Here is a 26,372-nt window from a genome sequence, read left to right as displayed (position 1 = left end):
GGTAAGGCGAAGCCGCCACCCGGCAAAAAGGCGAAAAAAAACCCTGCCGAAGCAGGGTCTTGTTTATTCACATCCATCGATCAGCGACGTGCGCGCACAATCTGGTACTTACGTGTCAGGTACTCAACCGGTACGCTCCAGATATGCACCAGGCGCGAAAACGGGAACAGGACGAACAGCGTCATACCCAGCACCAGATGCATGCGGAAGATAAAGGCTACGCCGTCCAGATGCTCAGACGCCCCACCGTGGAACGTCACCACGGACTGCGCCCAGCCGACCAGTTTCATCATCTCGCTGCCGTCCATATGTTGGGCAGAGAAAGGAATCGTCGCCAGACCCAGCGCGCACTGGATAACCAGCACCGCCATCACCAGAATATCCGCCGCCGTTGTCGTCGCACGAATACGCGGGCTGAACAGACGGCGTTTCAGCAGCAGCAAACCACCCACCAGGCACATCACGCCCGCGGCACCGCCGCCAAACATCGCCATCTTCTGTTTCACTTCCAGCGGCAGCCAGGCTTCATACATCCAGTGTGGCGTCAGCATCCCGAAGGCATGACCGGCGATCACACCCAGAATCCCGATGTGGAACAGGTTCGACGCCAGGTTCATCCCTTTGCGGTCCAGCATCTGGCTGGAGCCCGCACGCCAGGTGTACTGGCCGTAGTCGTAACGCAGCCAGCTGCCTACCAGGAACACGGTACCCGCAATGTACGGATAGATATCAAAGAAGAACATATTCAGGAAGTGCATTATTGCTGTCCTCCGTTAGAGATATTCAAATATTGCGGGGCGACAGCTCCGGCAAAACGACGCTGGTGAGCAGAGATTTCCGACTCGCCGCAATTCTGGTTAGCAAAGAACTTCACCTGCTCTTCTTCCCAGACCGCATCCAGCGCCTGCGGGGTATCATCGCGCGCTTCGTCGGCGATTTTTTCCGCCACTTTGTCGCTATCTACCGCCGCGTTCGCCAGTTTCACCAGCAGTTCGAACAGCACCGCATAGCGGCTTTCACGCTGTTTCAGACGCGCGCTCAGCAACGCCAGAATCGGGGCGATATCCTGCAGACCGCCCAGCGCCTCTTCGCGCGGCAGCTGCGCCAGATATTCCAGATACAGCGGCAGATGATCCGGCAGCTCGCGGCTGTCTAATTGCAAGCCATGCGCTTCGTACTGCGCCATCAGGTCAACCATCGCCTGACCACGATCGCGGGATTCACCGTGAACGTGTTCGAACAGCAGCAGCGAGGTGGCACGGCCGCGGTCAAACAGCTGGCTGTAGTCAGACTGCGCATCCAGCTGATCCTGAGTGAGTAAATCACGCAGGAAAACGCCTAACGCCTGCGCGTCTTCTTTATCCAGATTTTCCGATGACGCGAGTGCATCAAAGAGTTCCTGCTGATGCTGCCACAGGGCAGCATCAGGGTACTCGAGCAGACGCGAAACAATGACGAGTTCAATCATTGGTGCGGCTCCGTTTTGCTGGTCACATCCATCGCATCAATGCGACGGCTGTTGAACAGGTTGAATTTGCTGTCTGAACCGTGGCAACCGTCGCCGAAGGTAAAGCCACAACCGCTTTTCTCCGGGAAGGCGTCGCGCGCCTGTTCGCGGTGGCTGCTTGGCACCACGAAACGATCTTCGTAGTTCGCAATCGCCAGGTAACGGTACATCTCCTGGGCCTGCGCTTCGCTCAGGCCGACCTCTTCCAGCGCGCTGGTGTCGATCACGCCATCAACGGTTTCTGCACGTTTGAAGTGACGCATCGCCAGCATACGTTTCAGGGCCAGCAGCACCGGCTGGGTATCCCCTGCGGTCAGCAGGTTTGCCAGGTACTGAACCGGGATACGCAGGCTTTCCACGTCCGGCAGGATCCCGTTGCTGCCCAGCTCACCCGCATCGGCGGCGGACTGAATTGGAGACAGCGGCGGCACGTACCAGACCATCGGCAGCGTGCGATATTCCGGATGCAGTGGCAGAGCCAGCTTCCAGTCCATCGCCATTTTGTAGACCGGCGACTGCTGCGCGGAGTCGATTACGCTCTGCGGAATACCGTCTTTCAGCGCCTGCTCAATCACTTTCGGATCGTTCGGATCGAGGAACACGTCCAGCTGACGCTGATAGAGATCTTTCTCGTTCTCGGTGCTCGCTGCGGTCTCAATCGCATCTGCGTCATACAGCAGCACGCCGAGGTAACGAATACGGCCTACGCAGCTCTCGGAACAGACGGTCGGCATCCCCGCTTCAATACGCGGATAACAGAAGATGCACTTCTCGGACTTGCCGCTCTTCCAGTTGAAGTAGATCTTTTTGTACGGGCAGCCGGTGATGCACATACGCCAGCCGCGGCACTTGTCCTGATCGATCAGCACGATGCCATCTTCTTCACGCTTGTAGATGGCTCCGCTCGGACAGGTCGCGACACACGCCGGGTTCAGGCAGTGTTCGCACAGACGCGGCAGGTACATCATGAAGGTGTTTTCGAACTGGCCGTACATCGCCTTCTGCATGTTTTCGAAGTTCTGATCTTTCGACAGTTTATCGAACTCACCGCCGAGATCGTCTTCCCAGTTCGGGCCTTTGCTGATTTTGTCCATACGCTGGCCGGTGATCAGCGAGCGCGGACGTGCAATCGGCTGATGTTTCCCTTCCGGCGCGTTGTGCAGGTTCTGGTAGTCAAAATCAAACGGTTCGTAGTAATCATCGATGCCCGGCAGATGCGGGTTAGCGAAGATTTTCCCCAGCAGCAGCGCTTTGTTACCCATGCGCGGAACCAGTTTGCCGTTGATCTTACGGATCCAACCACCCTTCCATTTTTCCTGGTTTTCCCAGTCGGTAGGGAAGCCGGTGCCCGGTTTGGTTTCGACGTTGTTGAACCACGCGTATTCCGTACCTTCGCGGCTGGTCCAGACATTTTTACAGGTGACTGAGCAGGTATGACAGCCGATGCACTTATCCAGATTCAGCACCATGCCGACTTGTGAACGAATTTTCATTTTACGCTCTCCTGTACCTGGTCATTACCTTCGCCATCTAACCAGTCAATATTCTTCATCTTACGCACCACCACGAACTCATCGCGGTTAGAGCCGACCGTACCGTAGTAGTTAAAGCTGTATGCCAGTTGCGCATAGCCGCCGATCATATGAGTCGGTTTCGGCGTGATACGCGTGACCGAGTTATGGATACCGCCGCGCTGCTGGGTGACTTCGGAACCCGGCAGGTTCACGATACGCTCCTGGGCGTGGTACATCATGGTCATCCCGGCTGGCACACGCTGGCTGACAACCGCACGCGCCGTCAGGGCACCATTGCTGTTGAACACTTCGATCCAGTCGTTATCCACGATCCCCAGATCTTTGGCATCCACTTCGCTCATCCAGACGATTGGCCCACCGCGACCTAAGGTCAGCATCAGCAGGTTGTCGCTGTAGGTGGAGTGAATCCCCCACTTCTGGTGCGGCGTCAGGAAGTTCAGTGCTTTTTCCGGGTTACCGTTAGACTTCTCGCCCATCACCTCTTTCACCGAGCGGGTGTCGATTGGCGGACGGTAGACCAGCAGGCTTTCCCCGAAATCACGCATCCACTGGTGATCCTGATACAGGGACTGACGACCGGTCAGGGTGCGCCATGGGATCAGCTCGTGAACGTTGGTATAACCCGCGTTGTAAGACACATGTTCATCTTCCAGACCAGACCAGGTCGGGCTGGAGATAATTTTGCGCGGCTGAGCCTGAATATCGCGGAAGCGAATTTTCTCGTCTTCTTTGTTCAGCGCCAGATGCGTGTGGTCGCGACCGGTGAATTCGCTGAGCGCCGCCCAGGCTTTGACGGCCACCTGACCGTTGGTTTCCGGTGCCAGGGTGAGGATCATCTCTGCCGCATCAATCGCCGTGTTCAGCATCGGCTGGCCTTTGGCCGGGCCGTCTGCTTTGGTGTAATTGAGCTTACGCAGAAGATCCATTTCGCTCTGGGTGTTCCAGGCGATACCTTTCCCGCCGTTACCGATTTTCTCCATCAATGGGCCGATAGAGGTAAAGCGCTCGTAAGTCGCCGGGTAATCGCGTTCCACCGGAATGATGTGTGGCGCAGTGACGCCAGGAATCAGGTCACACTCGCCTTTTTTCCAGTCCTTCACGTCGAGCGGCTGCGCCAGTTCGGCAGCGGAGTCGTGCTGGATTGGCAGGGTCACCACGTCGGTTTCTACGCCGAGATGGCCCACGCACACTTCGGAGAATTTCTTGGCGATGCCTTTGTAGATTTCCCAGTCGCTTTTGGAATCCCACGCCGGGTCAACGGCGGCAGACAGCGGGTGAATAAACGGATGCATATCCGAAGTATTCATGTCGTCCTTTTCGTACCAGGTCGCCGTCGGCAGCACGATGTCGGAGTACAGACAGGTGCTGGAGAGACGGAAGTCCAGGGTGACGACCAGATCCAGTTTCCCGTCGAGACCGTTATCTTTCCACTCAACTTCTTCTGGCTTCACGCCGCCCTGTTTACCCAGGTCTTTGCCCTGAATACCGTGGTCAGTACCCAGCAGGTACTTGAGCATGTATTCGTGGCCTTTACCGGACGAGCCGAGCAGGTTCGAACGCCAGATGAACAGGTTACGCGGGTGGTTTTTGCCGTTTTCAGGGTTTTCCGCCGCAAAGCGAATCGAGCCATCCTTCAGGGATTTCACGGTGTAATCGACCGGTGACATACCCGCTTGTTTCGCCGCTTCCGCGATGCGCAGCGGGTTGGTCCCCAGCTGTGGCGCAGATGGCAGCCAGCCCATGCGCTCTGCACGGACGTTGAAGTCGATCAGATGTCCGCTGTAGCGGGATTTATCCGCCATCGGCGAGAGCAGTTCCTGCGCGGTGACGGTTTCATAGCGCCACTGGCTGGAGTGATTGTAGAAATAGGAGGTGCTGTTCATGTGACGCGCCGGACGCTGCCAGTCAAGGCCAAACGCCAGCGGCTGCCAGCCGGTCTGCGGACGCAGTTTTTCCTGGCCCACATAGTGCGCCCAACCGCCGCCGCTCTGGCCGATACAACCGCAGAACACCAGCATGTTGATAAGACCACGATAGTTCATATCGAGGTGATACCAGTGGTTCAGACCCGCGCCGACGATGATCATCGAACGACCGTGGGTTTTATCGGCGTTCTCGGCAAATTCACGAGCGATACGGGTGATTTGCGCGCGTGGCACACCGGTCACCTGCTCTGCCCACGCCGGGGTGTAAGCTTTGATATCGTCGTAGCTGGTGGCGCAGTTTTCGTCGTTCAGACCGCGCTCCAGACCGTAGTTGGCCATCGTCAGATCGTAAACGGTGGTCACCAGTGCGGTAGAGCCGTCGGCCAGTTGCAGACGTTTGACCGGCAGTTTGTGCAGCAGGATATTTTCCAGCTCCACTTTCTTGAAGTGTTCAGAACCTTCGCCGCCGAAGTACGGGAAACCGACTTCCGCGATCTCATCCTGGCTGCCCAGCATACTGAGACGCAGCTCGGCCTCTTCGCCGGTGGTGCCGTCGCGTTGCTCGAGGTTCCACTTGCCTTTTTCACCCCAGCGGAAACCGATAGAGCCGTTCGGCGCCACCATATCGCCGTCTTTAGTGCAGGCGACGGTTTTCCATTCCGGGTTGTTTTCCTGGCCCAGCGCATCCACCAGATCCGCCGCACGCAGCATACGACCGGCAGCGTAGTAGCCGTCGCGCTCTTCGAGCATCACCAGCATTGGCATATCGGTGTAGCGACGCACGTAGTCGGTGAAGTACTGGCTTGGTTTATCCAGGTGGAATTCGCGCAGCATGACGTGGCCCATCGCCAGCGCCATCGCGGCATCGGTACCCTGCTTCGGTGCCAGCCACAGATCGCACAGCTTGGCGATTTCGGCGTAGTCCGGGGTCACGGCAACGGTTTTGGTGCCTTTGTAACGCACTTCGGTGAAGAAGTGGGCGTCCGGGGTACGGGTCTGCGGTACGTTAGAGCCCCAGGCGATGATATAGCTGGAGTTGTACCAGTCAGCGGATTCAGGAACGTCGGTCTGCTCGCCCCAGGTCTGCGGAGACGCTGGCGGTAAGTCACAGTACCAGTCGTAGAAGCTCAGACAGGTGCCGCCGATGAGGGACAGGTAGCGCGCGCCGGACGCGTAGGAGACCATCGACATCGCCGGGATCGGCGAGAAGCCTGCCACGCGGTCCGGGCCGTAGGTTTTGACGGTGTAGACGTTAGACGCCGCAATCAGCTCATTCACTTCCTGCCAGGATGAACGGACAAAACCGCCGCGCCCGCGCGCCTGCTTGAAGCTTTTCGCTTTGTCTGCGTCTTCAATAATGGAGGCCCAGGCATCAACCGGATCGCTATGCTGCACTTTCGCTTCGCGCCACATTTTCATCAGGCGTTTGCGCATCAGCGGGTATTTCAGGCGGTTGGCGCTGTACAGATACCAGGAGTAGCTCGCGCCACGCGGACAGCCGCGCGGTTCGTGGTTCGGCATATCCGGGCGGGTACGCGGATAGTCGGTCTGCTGCATTTCCCAGGTGACCAGACCATTCTTGACGAAGATCTTCCAGCTGCAAGAACCGGTGCAGTTTACACCGTGTGTAGAACGAACGACTTTATCGTGCTGCCAACGCTGACGGTATCCATCTTCCCAGTCCCGGTTGGTTTCCAGAACCTGACCGTGCCCATCGGCAAAGGTTTCGCCCTTCTGCTTGAAGTAGCGAAACCGGTCCAAAAATTTGCTCATCGGGTATCTCCTGTGTGGAGCCTGTGGCTCTCTAAATCGACATTGCTGATTTGCAGCGAAGGTAACGCTATGAAAGATGGTCGGAATTGATAACGATCAAGGCGGGCGGGCTCTGTTGCGCGGGGTATTAGAGCAAATACCACCAAAGCGGTAGAAAAAGTTATTTTTTAACTATTTGTTTTTTATATATATTTTATTGTTATCCCAGATAGGGTACGGCTGTTTTTAACATCTTAGGTATTAAGGGGTAGACGCCGCTGCAAAGCGATGGCGATCACAGCGTTTCCCGCGGGCTCATCCTGAGCCAGTAATAAGTATGTTGTAACTAAGTGCGAGATAAAAAAATGCGCGGCACAGTGGCCGCGCGAACGGATAATCAAACTTACTTGTTTTTCTTAGTATTACGGCCGTATACCAGCCAGGTGATAAACACGCAGGCGATATAGAAGACGAGGAATACTTTCATGGCACCCGCCGGGGAGCCGGTCAGCTCGAGGGAGATACCAAATGATTTCGGAATAAAGAAGCCGCCGATAGCACCGATGGCAGAGATGAAGCCCAGCGCTGCCGCAGTGTCTGTCGCCGCTTCACGCATCGCCTGCTCTTCGCTGCCGCCCTGCGCTTTCACACGGTCGGTGGTCAGCTTACGGAAGATCACCGAGATCATCTGGAAGGTAGAAGCACTACCCAGACCGGCCGTCAGGAACAGGCCCATGAACACGGCGAAGAACGCGGTGAAGTTACCGCCCACACCGTTGGTCGGCAGGGTCAGGAACAGCAGTGCGCAGAAGAACGCCATCAGCACAAAGTTCACCAGCGTCACGCGGGTTCCGCCCAGACGGTCGGAAATCATCCCGCCGGTAGAGCGTGCCAGGGCGCCGATAAACGGACCGAAGAAGGCAAAATGCAGGATCTGCACGTCCGGGAACTGGGTTTTCGACAGCATCGCGAAACCGGCGGAGAAGCCGATAAACGAGCCGAAGGTTGCCAGATACAGCAGGGCCATGATCCACAGGTGCGCGCGTTTCAGAACCGGCAGCTGCTCGCTCAGGGAGGCTTTAGACGCTGACAGATCGTTCATGAAGAACCAGGCTGCCAGGGTGAATACCACCAGGAACGGTACCCAGATCCAGGAGGCGTTTTCGAGGAACAGTTTAGAGCCGTCGGCCTGTTCCACGCCCGTTCCGCCGAAGACGGCGAAGATAGACATGGAGATCGCCAGCGGCGCGATCAACTGCATCACGCTCACGCCCATATTGCCCAGACCGCCGTTGATACCCAGCGCGCCGCCCTGTTTGGCTTTCGGGAAGAAGAAGCTGATGTTCGCCATGCTGGAAGCAAAGTTAGCCCCGGCAAAGCCGCACAGCAGCGCGATAATCACGAACACGCTGAACGGCGTTGAGGTGTCCTGCACCGCAAAGCCCAGCCAGACGCAAGGGATGATCATGATGCCGGTGCTGAATGCCGTCCAGCGACGACCGCCAAACAGCGGAACCATGAAGGCGTAAGGAACACGGAGCAGCGCGCCGGAAAGTGCCGGAAGCGCAGTCAGCATAAACAGCTGATCGGTAGTAAAGGTAAAGCCGACTTTCGGCAGGTTTACCGCCACAGCACTAAACAGCATCCACACGCAGAATGCTAACAACAAACACGGAACAGAAATCCACAGATTACGACTTGCAACACGCTGGCCACGCTGTTTCCAGAACTCAGGATCTTCCGGATGCCATTCTGTTATAACAGCACCGGTTGCCCTTTCCGGGGCGGATGAGTGACTCATAGACACCTCTGATTATCAATATTGATGCTGCAAACATTAGGGTTTTAAGCGAGCGGTAAGTTGATATAAATCAAAGGAAAAGTTGACGGTTTGACGCTCAAAAAAACGCCATGACCCTAAGTGAGTAGATGCTTTAGGTAAAATTCGGCAAAAAAGGTGTGGTTTTTTAACGGGGCTGACGTTTTGCACTTCTCGCCTCCCCCTGCCCATTACTCCCGTGGCAATTTAGGAGTAATCCTTTGTTGGTATGGGTATACTCCAGGGTATGCAGGAAAATAGCGCCATTCCTGGAGGCAGGCAAAATCAGGAGCCCGGCAAGCCCATGTTAAAACGACTCTTCTCTCCACTGACGCTGGTTAATCAGTTGGCCCTCATCGTGTTGCTGTCCACCGCCATTGGTGTGACTGGTATGGCGATCTCTGGCTGGCTGGTGCAGGGCGTACAGGGTAGCGCTCATGCCATTAACGAGGCAGGTTCCCTGCGTATGCAGAGTTATCGCCTGCTGGCTGCCGTTCCGTTGACGTCGAAAGACCAGGCCTTGCTGGATGAGATGGAGCGTACCGCATTCAGCCCCGAACTGGAAATTGCCGCCCAGCGCGATGGACAAACCCAACAGCTTAACGCCCTGCAAGGCTACTGGCACAGCCAGCTGAAACCGGGCCTGCAGCAGGCGCACAGCCCCGACACCGTTGCCGGTGATGTCGCCAGTTTCGTCGCCCGCATTGATACCCTCGTCTCCTCTTTCGACTCCTCCACCGAAATGCGCATTGAGCGCGTGGTGATGGTCCACGGTGCAATGGCGGTGTTTATGGCCCTGCTGCTGGTGTTCACTATCGTCTGGCTGCGCGCGCGCCTGCTGCATCCCTGGAAGCAGCTGCTGGCCGTGGCCCGCGCCGTCACTCAGCGTGATTTTACCCAGCGGGCGCACATCAGCGGGCGCAACGAAATGGCAATGCTCGGCCAGGCCCTGAATGATATGTCCGGCGAGCTGGCCGAGAGCTACGCGGTACTGGAAAAACGGGTACAGGAAAAAACCGCCGGTCTTGAGCAAAAGAACGAAATTCTCTCCTTCTTATGGCAGGCCAACCGCCGTCTGCACTCTCAGGTTCCGCTCTGCGAGCGCCTGTCGCCGGTGCTGAACGGCCTGCAAAATCTGACCCTGCTGCACGATATTGAACTGCGCGTCTACGACGTCGAAGACGAAGAGAACCATCAGGAGTTCACCTGCCAGTCCGACATGACCTGCGACGATAAAGGCTGTCACCTGTGTCCGCGCGGGCTGCCCACACTCGCCAGCAGCGGTACGACCCTGAAATGGCGTCTCACGGACAGCCACACCCAGTACGGGATTTTGCTGGCAACCCTGCCGACCGGTCGCCACCTGAGCCACGATCAGCAGCAGCTGGTCGATACTCTGGTGGAGCAGCTCACCGCGACCCTGGCGCTGGACCGCCATCAGGAAAAACAGCAGCAGTTGATCGTCATGGAAGAGCGCGCGACCATCGCCCGCGAACTGCATGACTCGATCGCCCAGTCGCTCTCCTGTATCAAAATGCAGGTCAGCTGTCTGCAGATGCAGGACGACGCCCTGCCCGCCACCAGCAAACAGCTGTTGAGCCAGATCCGCAACGAGCTCAACACCTCCTGGGTGCAGCTGCGCGAACTGCTGACCACCTTCCGTCTGCAGCTCACCGAGCCGGGTTTACGCCCGGCATTAGAATCAAGCTGCCACGAATTTAGCGCCCGACTGGGGTTCCCGGTGAAGCTGGATTACCAGCTCCCGCCGCGTTTTGTCCCCTCCCATCAGGCGATTCACCTGCTGCAAATTGCCCGCGAAGCCCTGAGCAATGCGCTCAAGCACGCCGACGCAACGGCAGTCACGGTGGCCGTGACGCATCACGATAATCAGGTGCGTCTCACGGTCCAGGATAACGGCTGCGGCGTGCCGGAAAACGCTGAACGTACCAACCACTATGGTTTAATTATTATGCGAGACCGCGCGCAAAGTCTGCGTGGGGATTGCCAGGTTCGCCGGGGAGAGTCTGGCGGCACTGAAGTCGTAGTGACCTTTATCCCCGAAAAGCCTCTCATCACTTCTCAAGGAGAAAACCATGACTAATCAGGAACCGGCAACCATCCTGTTAATCGACGATCATCCGATGCTGCGCACCGGCGTAAGACAACTTGTCAGCATGGCGGCAGACATTACCGTTGTCGGCGAGGCCAGCAACGGCGAACAGGGTATTGAACTTGCCGAGTCACTCGATCCTGATTTGATCCTGCTCGATCTCAATATGCCGGGCATGAACGGCCTGGAAACTCTGGATAAGCTGCGCGAAAAATCCCTCTCCGGGCGCATCGTGGTGTTTAGCGTGTCCAACCATGAAGAAGACGTGGTGACCGCGCTGAAACGCGGCGCAGACGGGTATCTGCTCAAAGATATGGAACCGGAAGATCTGCTGAAAGCCCTGCAACAGGCCGCCGCAGGTGAAATGGTCCTGAGCGAAGCCTTAACGCCGGTACTCGCCGCCAGTCTGCGCGCCAACCGCGCCACGTCAGATCGCGATGTAACTCAGCTGACTCCGCGCGAGCGTGACATCCTGAAGCTGATTGCCCAGGGGCTACCGAACAAAATGATCGCCCGCCGTCTGGATATCACCGAAAGCACGGTGAAAGTTCACGTCAAACATATGCTCAAGAAAATGAAGCTCAAATCCCGCGTCGAAGCGGCAGTGTGGGTCCATCAGGAGCGCATTTTCTAGTTTCACTCGTCCGGCAGCAGTTTCCATCTTGGATCGTCATCCGGCACTGCCATCAGCGGTGGCGACAGAGAGAGCGTGATCTCATTGGAAGAGACACGCTGCCCGTCTTCATCTTCGACCACCACCGACAGCCGCCAGCGGTTCGTCGCCCCTTCGTTTGCATCCCATGCCGGGAGGATCACGCTCCAGCCATCACTGCTGTTCGCCCGCGGTGGCGACGTCAGACTTAACGCCTGCGTATCGCCCTGCCAGTGCAGCGCGCGTATTCCGTGAGTACTGCGGATCTGCAGTTTCAGATTGACCGTGTCACCCGGATGCAAATCCCACGGCGGCGTGGCGAGATAAACTGACAGCGTCTTACGCTGGCGGAACTCCATCACCGGCAGACTGGTGCGGTCCGGCGAGTCATAGCGACTCCCGCGCAGGGAACGCGTGGCCGCGACCTCATCCGCCGAGAGCTGTTTTTTCAGCGGCACGCCAAAGCGATAGTTGAGTTTCATGCCGAGGTTATTCTGGCTGACGCCGCTCTCACCCTGCTTGTGCGCCGCCGAGAAGGTCAGGAGCGGCACCGGCGTATAGTCCAGCCCAAGATTGACCGCCATCGGGTTGCGATACCCCGTGCCGCTGTGGAACAGATCGACATTTTCACCGAAATATTGCTCAAAGCTGACGCTGGTATTCAGATGATGAAAGTACGGCAGCCAGGCTTTGGCGGTGACGTCGTACCCGCGCGCCATGCGCTGCTCCTGCACGTCGGAGCTCTCGCGCCAGCTGGCGAACGGCTGATAGTAGTTGGCCGACAGGCGCAGGTTCTCACCCCAGGCTTCGGCGCCCAGCCCGGCTCGCTGTAAATTCTCATCCAGCAGATTGTCGTAGAAGGTGTTGTAGCCCAGCAGCCATTTCCCGGCCACCCAGCGCTGACCAACGCCGGCGTTACTCACCAGTCCGTCGGTTTGCTGCGTCAGACCCACCTGACTCCAGCTCAGATAGCGGTTGTTGTCCTGCCAGGGAATAAACCACCGCCCGCTGCTGCCGTTAAATTTTCCGTTGTCGTCCACCAGCAGATCGACGCTAGCGTTACCCCAGGGCGACAGCCAGGACTCGATCTGCTGGTTCACCTCTCCGCTGACGGCATCGCGCACCTTGCCAAAGGCAAACTGACGCGCCTGCTCCCCGGTCGTCAGGCCGTTATCGGTCATGCTCGCTTCACCGAAGGCTTTCGCCATCTCCGCCAGATGTTTTTCGCTTTCGCCTGTCGGTTTGGCTAAGCCGAGATCCGGCAGACCATCGCCATTGTTATCAAAAGGGTTTTTAGCCTGCTGTTCAAAAGAACCCGAGGCAGCCAAAACGGCTCCGGCCGGGATAAGGAGGAGGAAAAGCAGCGAGCGAATGTGTGGTGAAGCCATCATGAATGTCGTAACTGTGATCCAGATCGCAGGTAATTACAGTGCTAACCTTAACGCGTTCTGGAAGTTTTTGCAGCCTTAAGGGCAATTTCAGGAATAACCCGAAGCCACTTTGTCTTTTCCCCCGGGAGCGCGGTAGCATAGGCCACCGGCATTATCCGTGCCTTGCTATCTACAGGAGTGAACATGCAAAAAATTGTGATTGTCGCAAACGGTGCGGCCTACGGAAGTGAATCCCTGTTTAACAGCCTGCGCCTGGCCATTGCCCTGCGCGATCAGGAGGGCGAGCTGGATCTGCGTCTCTTCTTGATGTCGGATGCCGTCACCGCCGGGCTGAAAGGGCAAAAACCCGCCGAGGGCTATAACATTCAGCAGATGCTGGAGATCCTCACCGCCCAGAATGTCCCGGTGAAACTATGTAAAACCTGCACCGACGGGCGCGGTATCACCGCCCTGCCGCTGATTGAGGGCGTGGAGATCGGCACTCTGGTGGAACTGGCCCAGTGGACCCTGTCCGCCGATAAAGTATTAACTTTTTAATAATAAACTCGCTTACATATTTTTTACTTATGGACGCGGTTGCACCATCAAGTTCCTCGCCGGGTTGCCGATAGGCTACTTAAGTCAACTCAGCAGGTACACAGTGAATGTTAAAGTCAATTCGTGCCCGTATCATCGCCGCGACGACAGGCTGTCTGGTCGTCGCTCTTCTTCTTAATACCGTCATTAATTTCCAGGTCACACGCAAGGATAACCAGCAGTCGCAGCGCGATATTCTGGCCAGCACCAGCGCCAGCCATAACCTCGCCATCGCCGACTGGGTGAACAGCAAGCTGACCGTGATCAGCTCCGCGCAGTCCGTGGCGCTGAATGATGACCCGGTTCCGGTGTTTAAACAGCTGGCGCAGGCCGGTGGTTTTACTAACGTCTACGTCGGGTATGCCAGCAAAACGGCGAAATTCTCCGATCCGGCCGGCGTTCCGGCGGATTACGACCCGACCGTGCGCCCGTGGTATCAGCAGGTGGTCAGCGCCGATGCGCCGGTCGTTACCGCGCCGTATGTCGATGCAGGCACCGGTAAACTGGTGGTGACCTTCGCCGTGCCGGTAAAAGAGAACGGCACGCTGAAAGCAGTCGTGGCCGGGGATGTGGCGATGGACAGCGTGGTGGCAAACGTACGCGGCATTCATCCGACGCCTGCCAGCAGCGGTTTGCTGATCGACAGCGACGGGACGGTAATCGCCGCCAACGATCCGGCCCTGACCCTGAAACCCTTCAATGAGGCGATCGGCGGTGTCGATATCAATGCTCTGAAACAGGGCCAGGAAATCGACGGCACGCTGGGCGGTCTGGAGAAAACCTTCATCGCCACACCGGTGGCGGGAACGCACTGGCTGTTGGTCGTGGCCCTCGACAGTAACGATGCCACCTCCGGGATGCGCGCCCTGCTGAAAGCCTCTGCCCTGTCGCTGGTGATCCTGGTTCTGCTCAGCGGCGCGATTGTCCACTTCGTGATCGCCCGTCTGCTGAAACGCCTGTCCAATATTCGCGACGCAATGCACTCGATTGCCAACGGCACGAACGACCTTTCCCAGCGTCTGCCGGACAACGGCCAGGACGAAGTAGCGGAAATCGCTCAGGCCTTTAACGCCTTCAGCGACAAACTCTCCACGGTAATGGTGCAGCTGCGCGACGCGAGCTCTTCGGTGAAAAACGCGGCGCGCGAAATAGCCGCAGGCAACCAGGATCTGTCGGGCCGTACCGAGCAGGCGTCCTCCAGCCTGCGCGAAACTGCCAGCGCGGTGGAGCAGATCACCGCCTCCGTCACCCAGTCCACCGAATCAGCGGCGGAAGCCAACGACCAGGCGAGCAAAGCTTCAGCGGCGGCCTCGCGCGGCGGCGAAGTGGTCTCTCAGGCCATCACCACCATGCAGTCTATCGAAGTGGCGTCGGCCAAAATCGGTGATATCACCAGCGTGATCGACGGGATTGCCTTCCAGACCAACATCCTGGCGCTGAACGCGGCGGTGGAAGCCGCACGTGCGGGCGAGCAGGGTCGCGGATTTGCGGTGGTGGCCGGGGAAGTGCGTAGTCTGGCGAGTCGCAGCGCGCAGGCGGCGAAAGAGATCAAAACGCTGATCGACTCGACCGCCCACAGCGTGGCGACCGGTTCGCGCTACGTGCATCTGGCCGGGGAAAGCATGGACGAGATCCGCTCGACCATCGGCAGCGTGTCGGGAATTATGCGTGAAATCACCATCGCCACCAGCGAGCAGATGAAAGGCATCCACGAGATCAACCACGCCGTGACCCATCTCGACCGGATGGTGCAGCAGAACGCCGAACTGGTGGTGGAATCCGCCGCCGCGGCGAGCGCCCTGCAGAGCCAGGCGGGCGACCTTGCTGAAACGGCGGGACATTTCCGCATATAATTTTAGTGTGGCGCGTATTGGCCTGGTCAAATACGCGCCAGCTGAACCCTTTCAGGCATTTTGTCATTTTTGTTTAAACGTTATGCCATTTTTTGATCAAAATCAGCATCTCCACCCTTCCCCTTTGGTGTTATGCCATGAGTGAATTGTGAACAACATCACGCTCAGGATTAACCGCAGGGAGCGCGTTTTCGGGACAACGGGGTAAAAAATGGCACTGGTAAAAACAAGTTTGAAACTGTTTGGCGGAGATACGGTCGTCGTGCGCTGCTCTGAGCGCTGCCATATTCATCTGATGAGCGCGAAAGCGCAGAAGTCGTCGCAGGCGGATATTCTCAGCGTGCAGAACAAAGACAATGCGTGGTTAACCGTGCCTTACACCGGCACCTGGGATGTGTTGATCGACAGCCACAGCCAGTCGCTGGAGCATTCGGTCAGCTACGTCGCTGCCTGAAATCCGCTTTTGTAGGCCGGGTAAGGCGCAGCCGCCACCCGGCATTTTTTATCAGGCAAAACCCGGACGCAATGACGCTTCGCGGGAATCCCCTTCAATTAATGCTTTCACTCGGGCCACCAGCTCGTTCAGGCAATCATCCTGCATTCCTAAACGCGACAGCTCCTGATCGAGTGAGAACAGATACTGAGCGTTAGTCCCCAGCGGCCCGCTGGCCGAAGCAATCAGCGGAGCGATGACCTGCGTTCGGGTATCGGATTCATACAGGGGATGGCGCGGGTCCATGATAAACACCAGCGCATTGACGGTGCGACCGTCGTCGAGCTCCAGCTTGCACCAGCTCGGCATATAGCAGCCGGTAATCATCTCGCGCTTCCACAGCAGCGAGAGCTCTTCTTCGAGGGTCTCGTCCGGCAGACGATATGCAACACCGGTGGTGCGCCCGCCCTCTTTCAGTGCAAGCATTCGGCCCGGCTGACAGGCACTGCCGCGTCCGGCGGTCAGGCGCAGACAGAATGCGCGATGCCAGCCAGGGAGCGTACCCGTTGCGGATTCCACATATTCCAGCGCGGGATTCCACATCAGCGAACCATAACCAAATATCCATACCGGGCCTTCATCCGGACGACAGGCAATTGTCGCGGCGAGCGACGCTGCACGTTGTTCAGCCGACCAGAGAAGCGATTCCTCAATAGCACCAAATGCCGTCTTACAATCTGCCTTCATTAAGAAATCACGCGTTAACACTTTCCACCTCCGCCACTGCATGCTTCCTTGCGACATCTTGTTCGCCTTCCCGGCATTTTCGTTTTCTGCTCATTTTGACAGCAGTCAACAAACGATAAGCAATTCACAGGCCAGTTGCAATACAACGAAAGTTCAACAGCCGGAAAAGTCAAAACAGAGGTGGCTAATCATAAGGCGACTATTTCTTTTTATGCCATTTATCGTCCTCTCCTTTTTCATAATCATGTTTTACCGCCGCCCAGGCGACGCGATGGGCCGTCTCTTCGCGGCTGGCGTCATCGCGACGATCCTCTTTATCCTTATATTGTTCCCAGGCGCTGTTAAACGCCTCTTTGTAGATCTCCTGCGCATGTGATGGCAGCACGTGCTGGACGCTTTCAGGCAGGTCGCTTTTTGATTTGTAGGGCATCACTCACCTCTTTTGAGTCAAAAAGGTAAGTGTGGCCGACGAGAGTTATCACCGCCAGTCAAAATGACAATTGTGTGAATTGAATTAACTTAATCTACTGTTATTTAGTATGTATTTAGATTAAAAACGCTTTTACAGGCACTTTGAGAAAAATCGCCGCCGTGACGTAAAATTAAGTAAAACATCACTGGAAATTATCTGTTTTCTGTTAGTTTAATGGCCTGCATTTTCATTCTATAATTACAAACACCTGCATTGACGGAGTATCACATGACAACAACGCATGAGGCGGTTAAGACCCGCCACAAGGAGACGTCGCTTATTTTCCCGCTTGTGGCACTGGCTGTGCTGCTCTTCTGGGGAAGTAGTCAGTCACTGCCAGTGGTCGTTGGAATTAACATTCTTGCTCTTATTGGTATTTTATCCAGCGCATTTAGCGTCGTACGCCACGCCGATGTTCTGGCTCACCGCCTGGGTGAACCCTATGGCTCTCTGATTTTAAGTCTTTCCGTTGTTATTCTCGAAGTCAGCCTGATTTCCGCACTGATGGCGACCGGCGACGCGGCACCGACGCTAATGCGCGATACGCTGTACTCGATCATCATGATTGTCACCGGCGGTCTGGTGGGCTTCTCGCTGTTATTGGGCGGGGGCAAATTCGCCACCCAATATATGAACCTGTTTGGTATTAAACAGTATCTGATTGCCCTCTTCCCGCTGGCAATTATTGTTCTCGTCTTCCCGATGGCACTGCCGGGTGCTAACTTCACTACCGGTCAGGCGCTGCTGGTTGCCCTGATTTCCGCCGCGATGTATGGCGTGTTCCTGCTGATTCAGACCAAAACGCACCAGAGCTTGTTCGTGTACGAGCATGAAGACGACGGCGATGACGATGACCCGCACCACGGTAAGCCGTCGGCGCACAGCAGCATGTGGCACACGGTTTGGCTGATCGTGCATCTGATTGCGGTTATCGCCGTCACCAAGATGAACGCCAATCCGCTGGAGACCTTGCTGACAGAGCTGAACGCACCTGTGGCCTTCACCGGCTTCCTGGTGGCGTTGCTGATCCTCTCTCCGGAAGGCTTAGGGGCGCTGAAAGCGGTGCTGAATAACCAGGTGCAGCGCGCGATGAACCTGTTCTTCGGTTCGGTTCTGGCGACGATTTCATTGACCGTTCCGGTCGTGACGCTGATTGCCTTTATGACCGGGAATGACCTGCACTTTGCGCTGGGTGCGCCAGAGATGATTGTGATGGTCGCGTCGCTGCTGCTGTGTCAGATTTCGTTCTCGACCGGACGCACCAACGTGCTGAATGGTTCTGCGCATCTGGCGCTGTTTATCGCGTATCTGATGACGATTTTCGCCTGATGTTGATTGCCGGGTGGCGGCTTCGCCTTACCCGGCCTACAAAATCAATCATGCCCGTAGGCCCGCGCCGTCGGGCATAAAAAAACCCGCCGAAGCGGGTTTTTTTATTAGTTGCTGGTATCCAGCTCGTCGAAGCTCTTCACCAGATCGTCAATCGCTTTGATCTGTTTCAGGAACGGCTCGAGCTTATCCAGCGGCAGGGCGGATGGGCCGTCGCATTTGGCGTTGGCTGGATCCGGGTGCGCTTCGATGAACAGACCGGCCAGGCCAGTCGCCATACCGGCACGCGCCAGCTCAGTTACCTGACCACGACGACCGCTGGAAGCGGCGCCAAACGGGTCGCGGCACTGCAGGGCGTGCGTCACGTCGAAGATCACCGGCGAGTTGTTAGACACTTTCTTCATCACGCTGAAGCCCAGCATGTCGACCACCAGGTTGTCGTAACCGAAGTTCGCACCACGGTCACACAGGATGATCTGGTCGTTGCCGCCTTCGATAAATTTATCGACGATGTTACCCATCTGGCTAGGGCTCACGAACTGAGGTTTCTTCACGTTGATCACTGCGCCGGTTTTCGCCATCGCTTCAACCAGGTCGGTCTGACGCGCGAGGAAAGCCGGAAGCTGAATCACATCCACCACGTCAGCGACAGGCTGCGCCTGAGAGGCTTCATGCACGTCGGTGATCACTTTCACGCCAAACGTCTGTTTCAGCTCCTGGAAAATCTTCATCCCCTCTTCCAGGCCCGGGCCGCGGTAAGAGTTGATGGAGGAGCGGTTGGCTTTGTCAAAAGAGGCTTTAAACACGTACGGGATGCCCAGCTTCTGGGTCACGGTCACGTAGTGCTCGCAGATACGCATGGCAAGGTCGCGGGATTCCAGAACGTTCATGCCACCAAACAGCACGAACGGCAGGTCGTTTGCCACGTTGATATCACCAATGCTAACCACTTTTTGTTTCATAGGATCGCCTTATTCAGGTGTGAATCGGAATTATGATTAATGCAGTGTAATTTGTTTGTGCGCGATCGAGTTGATCTGCGCGCGAATCATTTCGCTTATCGGATCTTCCGGGCACTGCTCAACGAAGTAGTTCAGATCATTCAGCGCAACGTGCTCACACTCCAGCTGCGCGTAGATAAGGCCACGGTCGCGGATTTCATACGGATCTTCCGGATTGAACTGCAGCAGCACTTCGCTCGCACGCAGGGCCAGCTCCATCTGCCGCTCTTCCATCAGCGCGGATTTCAGCGTATCCAGCAGCTTACGCACCACTTCGGCGTTGTCCGCTTCGTCGAGATCTTCGTTAAACAGCTCTGCCACCGGGCTGATATTGCCCTTCAGCCAGACGTCCAGCGTATGCTCGTCCAGCGTGTCGCCGTTAAACGGATTGATCAGCCACATTTCGCCGTCCAGCCACTCCGCGCGCAGAATCATCTGCGTCGGGAAGATGACCGGCACCAGCGGAATATCCAGCCGGTTAGCGACCCACAGCAAAACAGCCCCCAGAGCAACAGCGCTGCCCTGACGGTTTTTCAGAACCTGATCCAGCCACAGGGCGTCGGAAAGACGATACACGCCGCGCGTGTCGCAAAAGCCCCATTCGCCGTAGAACAGCTCGATAAGCTTCTCCAGCTGCCAGTCCTGCGGACGCGCTTCGCTGATCTCTTCACGCGCCAGGCTTGCCAGATTTTCCAGCTCATCGTAGACCCACTGTGAGGTGAAATCGTCGCGGATCATCTCAGAGATCAGGACCATTCCATCGCAAAGCGGTACTTTATTAAATTCGAAATCGGCTAAGGACCTCATACTTACCCCAGTAACGGTATTCTTGTGGTGGCGAGTTTAATGATGATGTACAGCACCACCAGCCCCAGCAGGAAGGCGATAAACCCAACCTGCTGGCTGCGCGGACGACGACGTCCAAGCGCGATAAAACCCAAAACGATGTAGATGATAACGCCAAACAGCTTTTCAGTCAGCCATGTGCCTTTATCAGTAAATGGCAGATAGCCGGTAAGCCACATCAGACCCAGGCCAGAAAGGAACAACACCGTGTCGATGCCGTGCGGCGCAATGCGCACCCAGCGGGCGTCAATCAGCGGGTTATTGCTGTAACGCCACCAGTAGCGCACCACGAAAAAGCTGATGGTCAGCACCACCGCGGCGATATGCAGCGTAATCAACACGCTGAACGCGCTCATGGCATTTTCCCGAGCGTCAGGCGATCGTTACCGCCGTAGTCACGACAGGTTTCGACCGCGTCGTAGCCCGCCGCGCTGAACAGCGCTCGCACGGCCTCTCCCTGCGTCCAGCCGTGCTCCAGCAGCAGCCAGCCGCCGGAAACCAGATGGTCACGCGCGGTGGTAATAATGTGTTCGATGTCAGCCAGCCCTTCGTTAGCGGCGACCAGGGCGGTGAGCGGCTCGAAGCGCACATCGCCCTGCGACAGATGCGGATCTTGCTCGTCAATGTACGGCGGATTGGTGACGATCATATCAAACTGCTGGCTGGCGATTGCGCTAAACCAGCTGCTCTGCAGGATCTGAACGTTGCTGAACCCCAGGCGCGCAAGGTTACGCTGTGCCAGCGCGACCGCGTCCGGCATCACGTCAACCGCCGTCACCTGACAATCCGGACGTTCGCTCGCCAGGGCCAGCGCAATCGCGCCGGTGCCGGTGCCTAAATCCAGAATGCGACAGGCACTTTCAGGCAGACGCGCCAGCGCCTGCTCGACCAGACACTCTGTGTCCGGGCGCGGGATCAGCGTGGCCGCGGAGACATACAGCGGTAGCGACCAGAACTCCCGTTCGCCGGTCAGGTGCGCCACCGGTTCACCGTTTTTACGGCGGGCCAGCAGTTCGGCAAGCTGCGATTCCTGTTCGGCGGTCAGCAACGTTTCGCCAAACGCCAGAATATAGGTCCGCGCTTTGCCGGTGACATGCTCCAGCAAGATTTCGGCGTCGCGACGCGGGCTTTCGCTTTCGGAAAGCTCGCTCACGGCGGCACGTAACCAGGCCTGAAAATCCATTAGTCCTGCTCAGCCAGGGCTGCCAGCTGATCGGCCTGGTATTCCTGCACGATCGGCTCGATCAGGGAGTCGAGTTTGCCTTCCATCGTTTCATCCAGACGGTAAATCGTCAGGTTGATACGGTGGTCGGTCACGCGCCCCTGCGGGAAGTTGTAGGTGCGGTTACGATCGCTGCGATCGCCGCTGCCAAGCAGGTTACGACGCGTTGACGCTTCGGCCTGCTGACGTTTCGCCACTTCGGCGGCGCGAATACGCGAGCCCAGCACCGACAGCGCTTTGGCTTTGTTTTTGTGCTGAGAACGTTCGTCCTGACACTCCACCACAATGCCGGTCGGCAAGTGGGTAATACGGATCGCGGAGTCGGTGGTGTTAACATGCTGACCGCCCGCGCCCGAAGAGCGGAAGGTATCGATGCGCAGATCGCTCGGGTTAATATCCGGCAGTTCGGCTTCCGGCAGCTCAGGCATCACCGCTACAGTACAGGCTGAGGTATGAATACGCCCCTGAGATTCCGTCGCCGGAACGCGCTGTACGCGGTGACCGCCAGACTCAAATTTCAGACGACCGTAGACGCCATCGCCGCTGATTTTGGCGATCACTTCTTTATAACCACCGTGCTCGCCTTCGTTGGCGCTCATGATTTCGACGCGCCAGCGGCGGGATTCCGCATAACGGCTGTACATGCGGAACAGATCGCCCGCAAACAGCGCGGCTTCGTCACCGCCGGTGCCCGCGCGGACTTCGACAAACGCGTTACGCTCGTCGTCCGGATCTTTTGGCAGCAGAAGCACCTGGAGCTCCTGCTCCATCTCTTCCGCACGCGCTTTGGCGTCCTGCAACTCTTCCTGCGCCATTTCGCGCATTTCCGGGTCGTCGAGCATCATCTGCGCGGTTTCAATATCTTCCTGAACCTGCTGCCATTGCGTAAAGCAGCGCGCAACATCACTTAACTGCGCATACTCGCGCGACAGGGCGCGAAAACGATCCTGGTCAGCAATAGTGGCAGCATCACCGAGCAAGGCCTGAACTTCTTCATGGCGCTCGTGCAACGCTTCCAGTTTGGCGACGATAGAGGGCTTCATAGGCGTAAATGCACCTTGTAATAGAAAATGGGTGTGTGGCGCTATTCCAGCCCGAGGCTGTTGCGCAGAATGGTCAGGCGTTCATCATCCCCGTCACGGGCTGCCTGTTGAAGTGATTTGGTTGGAGCATGGATTAACCGGTTGGTCAGTTTCCACGCCAGGTCCTGCATAATAACCTGCGGATCGCCGCCCTGCTCGAGGGCAGCCATCGCTTTGGCTGTCAGATCGTCACGTACCTGTTCCGCCTGACCGCGGTATTCGCGAATCGTCTCGCTGGCGCTTTGCGCGCGCAGCCAGGCCATAAATTCGCTGGATTCCTGCTCGACAATCGTTTCGGCCTGCACCGCCGCCGCTTTACGCTGGGCGAGGTTATGGGAAATGATGCTTTGCAGATCGTCCACGCTGTACAAATAGGCGTTCGCCAGCTTGCCCACTTCCGGTTCGACGTCACGCGGGACGGCGATATCCACCAGCAGCATTGGCTGATTGCGGCGCGATTTCAGCGCACGCTCCACCATCCCTTTGCCAATAATCGGCAGCGGGCTGGCGGTAGAACTGATAATGATGTCCGCGTCTTTCAGGCGTTCATCGATGTCGCTGAGGGCGATGACTTCTGCGCCCACTTCATCAGCCAGCACCTGCGCGCGTTCGCGGGTCCGGTTGGCGATGATCATCTGCTTGACCTTGTGTTCGCGCAGATGACGCGCCACCAGCTCAATGGTTTCTCCCGCGCCGACGAGCAGCACGGTGACCGTTGAGAGCGACTCAAAGATTTGACGCGCCAGCGTACAGGCGGCGAAGGCAACAGAAACCGCACTGGCACCAATGTCGGTTTCGGTTCGCACACGCTTTGCGACGGAGAAGGATTTCTGGAACATGCGTTCCAGCTCGCTGGCTTTCAGATGACCTTTCTGGGAATCGGCGAAGGCCTTTTTGACCTGCCCGAGGATCTGCGGCTCGCCAAGCACCAGCGAATCAAGGCCGCTGGCGACGCGCATCAGATGGCTGACCGCATCATTATCATGATGCCAATACAGGCTATTGCGCAGCTCTTCTTCGTTCAGATTATGGTAGTCGCACAACCAGCGAATGAGGGCTTCATGCAGGTTGTCTTGCTCTTCAACGCTCAAATAGAGTTCGGTACGGTTACAGGTAGAAAGCACCACCCCACCCTGCACCATCGGCTGGGCAAGCAGGCTATCCAGCGCCTGGTCGAGCGTATCCGGCGAAAACGTCACGCGTTCTCGCAGCGAAACCGGGGCTGTTTTGTGGTTGATACCGAGTGCTAAAAGGGTCATGTGAGCGGGAGTAGTACCAGCGTTAATAAGGTTAGCAGGTCGCATCATACAGGATGCGCGAGATCAATAAAAGAGAGCGCCCCCTTTCGGAGTAATAGGCCGTCCAGGCTAATTTCATGATTTAAGACAATATGAACGTAGACGCTGCCACCGCCCGGCGCTAGCATTAAGGGTTATAACTGCAACGCATCTCAAGGATTTGTCACGACTATGGCCCGATTGATTCGCTTGTTACCGCTGGCGGCACTGGTACTTACCGCCTGCTCGATTACCCCGCCCAAGGGCCCCGGCAAAAGTCCTGACTCCCCGCAGTGGCGTCAGCACCAGCAAGAAGTGCGAAATTTAAGTCAGTATCAGACGCGCGGCGCGTTCGCTTATCTGTCCGATCAGCAAAAAGTCTACGCCCGCTTCTTCTGGCAGCAGACCGGCCAGGATCGCTATCGCCTGCTGCTCCTGAACCCACTCGGCAGCACCGAACTTGAGCTGAACGCTCAGCCGGGCACCGCGCAGATCACCGATAACAAAGGCCAGCACTACACCGCAACGGACGCCGAAGAGATGATCGGCAAACTGACCGGCATGCCTATTCCGCTCAACAGTTTGCGTCAGTGGATCCTCGGCCTGCCGGGCGACGCCACGGATTACACACTTGACGACCAGTACCGCCTGAGCGAACTAAACTACACCCAGAACGGCAAAACCTGGAAAGTGGTGTACGGCGGCTACGACAGCGCGACTAAACCCTCATTGCCAGCCAACATGGAACTGACGGAAGGCAGCCAGCGTATTAAGCTCAAAATGGATAACTGGATCGTTAAATGATGAGCCAATGGCCCTCTCCGGCGAAGCTGAACCTGTTTTTGTACATCACCGGGCAACGCGCTGACGGCTATCATCTGCTGCAGACGCTGTTTCAGTTTGTCGATTATGGCGACACGATCTCGATTGAGCCGCGCCGCGACGGGCAGATTCGCCTGCTGACGCCCGTCGACGGCGTTGCCCATGAAGATAACCTGATCGTGCGCGCCGCGCGGCTGCTGATGAACGCGGCGGCGGCCTCCGATCGTTTGCCTGCGGGAAGCGGGGCTGATATCAGCATCGAGAAACGCCTGCCGATGGGCGGCGGTCTGGGTGGGGGGTCTTCCAATGCAGCGACTATACTGGTGGCACTGAACCATCTCTGGGGCTGCGGGTTAACTCCGGATGAACTGGCCACTTTAGGATTGACGCTCGGGGCGGATGTGCCGGTGTTTGTGCGCGGTCACGCGGCGTTTGCCGAGGGCGTTGGCGAAGTCCTTACCCCGGTCGATCCGCCGGAGAAATGGTACCTGGTTGCCCATCCCGGTGTGAGCATTCCGACCCCGGTGATTTTCAAAGATCCATTGCTGCCACGGGACACTCCCGTGCGGTCAATAGAAACGTTATTAAAATGTGAATTCAGCAACGATTGCGAGGTTATCGCAAGAAAACGTTTTCGCGAGGTTGATGCGGTGCTTTCCTGGCTGTTAGAATACGCCCCGTCGCGCCTGACTGGCACAGGATCCTGTGTTTTTGCTGAATTTGACACCGAATCCGCCGCTCGTCAGGTGCTAGAGCAAGCCCCGGAATGGCTGCATGGTTTTGTGGCGCGAGGGATGAACACTTCCCCGCTACAGCAGGCCATTCTGGCGCAGACTGAGTTTCGGTGACAACGTCACCCTGTTCCAGACGTTGCATCGCGCTCTTTAATACACCGCCTGGATAGCGTTCGCCTGGCCCGCACAGTTTGTGGCGAATGTTATCCACCATTGGACGCATGCCTGAGGTTCTTCTCGTGCCTGATATGAAGCTTTTTGCTGGTAACGCCACCCCGGAACTAGCACAACGTATTGCCAACCGCCTGTACACTTCCCTCGGCGACGCCGCTGTAGGTCGCTTTAGCGACGGCGAAGTCAGCGTACAAATTAACGAAAATGTACGCGGTGGTGATATTTTCATCATCCAGTCCACCTGTGCTCCAACTAACGACAACCTGATGGAACTGGTTGTTATGGTCGATGCCCTGCGCCGTGCTTCCGCAGGCCGTATCACGGCTGTTATTCCTTACTTCGGCTATGCTCGCCAGGACCGTCGCGTCCGTTCAGCGCGTGTACCGATTACCGCTAAAGTTGTTGCTGACTTCCTGTCAAGCGTAGGCGTAGACCGCGTTCTGACCGTTGACCTGCACGCAGAGCAGATCCAGGGCTTCTTCGACGTCCCGGTTGATAACGTATTCGGCAGCCCAATCCTGCTCGAAGACATGCTGCAGCTGAACCTGGACAACCCAATCGTGGTTTCTCCGGACATCGGCGGCGTGGTTCGTGCTCGTGCGATTGCCAAACTGCTGAACGATACCGACATGGCTATCATCGACAAACGCCGTCCGCGCGCTAACGTTTCTCAGGTGATGCACATCATCGGTGACGTCGCTGGCCGTGACTGCGTGCTGGTTGATGACATGATCGACACCGGCGGCACGCTGTGCAAAGCCGCTGAAGCGCTGAAAGAACGTGGTGCTAAGCGTGTGTTTGCTTACGCAACTCACCCGATTTTCTCTGGCAATGCTGTCAACAACCTGCGTAACTCCGTCATCGACGAAGTCGTGGTGTGCGATACCATTCCATTGAGCGATGAGATCAAAGCGCTGCCAAACGTCCGTACGCTGACTCTGTCAGGCATGCTGGCCGAAGCGATTCGTCGTATCAGCAACGAAGAATCCATCTCTGCGATGTTCGAACACTAATCGAACACGGCCCAAAAACCCGCTGCGGCGGGTTTTTTTGTCTTTATTCTTTATTTGTATGATTAATACCTCCTTCACCTGCCATTCACATGACAGATGA

The 26,372-nt window shown here is 56.9% G+C and carries 23 protein-coding genes; 9 read left to right on the top strand and 14 right to left on the bottom strand.

The genetic code is table 11. From position 1 onward, the window contains the following. Positions 1–80 precede the first annotated feature (80 nt). From narI to AC3WS9_RS09780, 5 genes are all read right to left on the bottom strand, one after another. Complete coding sequence (gene narI, locus AC3WS9_RS09800) at positions 81–758, bottom strand: respiratory nitrate reductase subunit gamma (protein ID WP_282494508.1); 678 nt, start codon at positions 756–758, stop codon at positions 81–83. Continuing rightward, on the bottom strand, positions 758–1,468 hold the full coding sequence (narJ, locus tag AC3WS9_RS09795) for a nitrate reductase molybdenum cofactor assembly chaperone (RefSeq protein WP_492488048.1): 711 nt from the start codon (positions 1,466–1,468) through the stop codon (positions 758–760). The genes narI and narJ overlap by 1 nt, the downstream gene beginning before the upstream one ends. Next, a complete protein-coding gene (gene narH / locus AC3WS9_RS09790; RefSeq protein ID WP_282494510.1) occupies positions 1,465–3,000 on the bottom strand; it encodes a nitrate reductase subunit beta in 1,536 nt (511 codons plus the stop codon). The genes narJ and narH overlap by 4 nt, the downstream gene beginning before the upstream one ends. Next, entirely contained in the window at positions 2,997–6,740 is a 3,744-nt protein-coding gene (locus tag AC3WS9_RS09785; protein WP_492488045.1) for a nitrate reductase subunit alpha, read from the bottom strand. The genes narH and AC3WS9_RS09785 overlap by 4 nt, the downstream gene beginning before the upstream one ends. 382 nt (positions 6,741–7,122) lie before the next feature. Next, on the bottom strand, positions 7,123–8,520 hold the full coding sequence (locus AC3WS9_RS09780; RefSeq protein WP_285146331.1) for a NarK family nitrate/nitrite MFS transporter: 1,398 nt from the start codon (positions 8,518–8,520) through the stop codon (positions 7,123–7,125). A 322-nt stretch (positions 8,521–8,842) separates the two neighbouring features. On the opposite strand from AC3WS9_RS09780, the gene narX reads away from it, so the two are divergent. Together narX and narL are read left to right on the top strand one after the other, a co-directional pair. Then, a complete protein-coding gene (gene narX, locus AC3WS9_RS09775; RefSeq protein WP_285154155.1) occupies positions 8,843–10,639 on the top strand; it encodes a nitrate/nitrite two-component system sensor histidine kinase NarX in 1,797 nt (598 codons plus the stop codon). Next, positions 10,632–11,282, top strand: a complete 651-nt coding sequence (narL, locus tag AC3WS9_RS09770; protein ID WP_282494514.1) for a two-component system response regulator NarL — start codon at positions 10,632–10,634, stop codon at positions 11,280–11,282. The genes narX and narL overlap by 8 nt, the downstream gene beginning before the upstream one ends. 2 nt (positions 11,283–11,284) lie before the next feature. Here the strand turns inward: narL and AC3WS9_RS09765 are convergent, their stop codons facing one another. Further along, positions 11,285–12,691, bottom strand: coding sequence for a YchO/YchP family invasin (locus AC3WS9_RS09765; protein WP_492488042.1), 1,407 nt, complete (start codon positions 12,689–12,691; stop codon positions 11,285–11,287). Positions 12,692–12,874: 183 nt separating this feature from the next. Here AC3WS9_RS09765 and AC3WS9_RS09760 point away from each other — a divergent pair, with 183 nt between their 5' ends. From AC3WS9_RS09760 to AC3WS9_RS09750, 3 genes are all read left to right on the top strand, one after another. Then, positions 12,875–13,228, top strand: a complete 354-nt coding sequence (locus AC3WS9_RS09760) for a DsrE/DsrF/TusD sulfur relay family protein (protein WP_282494516.1) — start codon at positions 12,875–12,877, stop codon at positions 13,226–13,228. Positions 13,229–13,335: 107 nt separating this feature from the next. Next, positions 13,336–15,120 carry a methyl-accepting chemotaxis protein gene (locus AC3WS9_RS09755; RefSeq protein WP_492488039.1) on the top strand — a complete coding sequence of 595 codons (1,785 nt, stop codon included), beginning with the start codon at positions 13,336–13,338 and terminating at the stop codon, positions 15,118–15,120. Positions 15,121–15,331: 211 nt separating this feature from the next. After that, complete coding sequence (locus AC3WS9_RS09750; protein WP_100779919.1) at positions 15,332–15,574, top strand: DUF1883 domain-containing protein; 243 nt, start codon at positions 15,332–15,334, stop codon at positions 15,572–15,574. A 51-nt stretch (positions 15,575–15,625) separates the two neighbouring features. On the opposite strand, the gene AC3WS9_RS09745 is transcribed toward AC3WS9_RS09750, so the two are convergent. Together AC3WS9_RS09745 and chaB are read right to left on the bottom strand one after the other, a co-directional pair. Next, positions 15,626–16,321, bottom strand: coding sequence for a gamma-glutamylcyclotransferase (locus AC3WS9_RS09745; protein WP_492490317.1), 696 nt, complete (start codon positions 16,319–16,321; stop codon positions 15,626–15,628). A 178-nt stretch (positions 16,322–16,499) separates the two neighbouring features. Next, positions 16,500–16,730, bottom strand: coding sequence for a putative cation transport regulator ChaB (gene chaB, locus AC3WS9_RS09740; protein WP_282494518.1), 231 nt, complete (start codon positions 16,728–16,730; stop codon positions 16,500–16,502). Between the two features lie 270 nt (positions 16,731–17,000). Between chaB and chaA the strand changes: the two genes are divergently transcribed. Beyond that, positions 17,001–18,101, top strand: coding sequence for a sodium-potassium/proton antiporter ChaA (chaA, locus tag AC3WS9_RS09735; RefSeq protein WP_282494519.1), 1,101 nt, complete (start codon positions 17,001–17,003; stop codon positions 18,099–18,101). A 107-nt stretch (positions 18,102–18,208) separates the two neighbouring features. On the opposite strand, the gene kdsA is transcribed toward chaA, so the two are convergent. Genes kdsA through hemA form a run of 6 tightly spaced genes read right to left on the bottom strand, consistent with a single transcriptional unit; the run spans position 18,209 to position 23,511 of the window. After that, positions 18,209–19,063: a 3-deoxy-8-phosphooctulonate synthase gene (kdsA, locus tag AC3WS9_RS09730; protein ID WP_492488036.1), complete on the bottom strand. Its 855-nt coding sequence runs from the start codon at positions 19,061–19,063 to the stop codon at positions 18,209–18,211. A 36-nt stretch (positions 19,064–19,099) separates the two neighbouring features. Then, entirely contained in the window at positions 19,100–19,909 is an 810-nt protein-coding gene (gene sirB1 / locus AC3WS9_RS09725) for an invasion regulator SirB1 (protein ID WP_282494520.1), read from the bottom strand. 2 nt (positions 19,910–19,911) lie between these two features. Then, positions 19,912–20,304, bottom strand: a complete 393-nt coding sequence (gene sirB2, locus AC3WS9_RS09720; protein WP_285148950.1) for an invasion regulator SirB2 — start codon at positions 20,302–20,304, stop codon at positions 19,912–19,914. Next, a complete protein-coding gene (gene prmC, locus AC3WS9_RS09715) occupies positions 20,301–21,131 on the bottom strand; it encodes a peptide chain release factor N(5)-glutamine methyltransferase (protein ID WP_492488034.1) in 831 nt (276 codons plus the stop codon). The genes sirB2 and prmC overlap by 4 nt, the downstream gene beginning before the upstream one ends. Then, positions 21,131–22,213, bottom strand: coding sequence for a peptide chain release factor 1 (gene prfA, locus AC3WS9_RS09710; RefSeq protein WP_282494523.1), 1,083 nt, complete (start codon positions 22,211–22,213; stop codon positions 21,131–21,133). The genes prmC and prfA overlap by 1 nt, the downstream gene beginning before the upstream one ends. A gap of 41 nt (positions 22,214–22,254) precedes the next feature. Beyond that, positions 22,255–23,511: a glutamyl-tRNA reductase gene (hemA, locus tag AC3WS9_RS09705; RefSeq protein ID WP_107703423.1), complete on the bottom strand. Its 1,257-nt coding sequence runs from the start codon at positions 23,509–23,511 to the stop codon at positions 22,255–22,257. A gap of 210 nt (positions 23,512–23,721) precedes the next feature. Here hemA and lolB point away from each other — a divergent pair, with 210 nt between their 5' ends. The 3 genes from lolB to prs all read left to right on the top strand — a co-directional run bounded on the left by lolB (position 23,722) and on the right by prs (position 26,272). Further along, positions 23,722–24,333, top strand: coding sequence for a lipoprotein insertase outer membrane protein LolB (gene lolB / locus AC3WS9_RS09700; RefSeq protein WP_285146321.1), 612 nt, complete (start codon positions 23,722–23,724; stop codon positions 24,331–24,333). Next, positions 24,330–25,199, top strand: coding sequence for a 4-(cytidine 5'-diphospho)-2-C-methyl-D-erythritol kinase (ispE, locus tag AC3WS9_RS09695; protein WP_492488032.1), 870 nt, complete (start codon positions 24,330–24,332; stop codon positions 25,197–25,199). Before lolB ends, ispE begins: the two co-directional genes overlap by 4 nt. 125 nt (positions 25,200–25,324) lie before the next feature. Next, the gene (gene prs / locus AC3WS9_RS09690; protein ID WP_003856663.1) at positions 25,325–26,272 is read left to right on the top strand and encodes a ribose-phosphate diphosphokinase; all 948 of its coding nucleotides are present in this window, start codon (positions 25,325–25,327) and stop codon (positions 26,270–26,272) included. Positions 26,273–26,372 lie beyond the last annotated feature (100 nt).

This window comes from Lelliottia sp. EB106-05-01-XG201, assembly GCF_058791735.1.
Note: the sequence above shows the minus strand (reverse complement) of the source record. Positions and strands in the feature narration are given on the sequence as shown.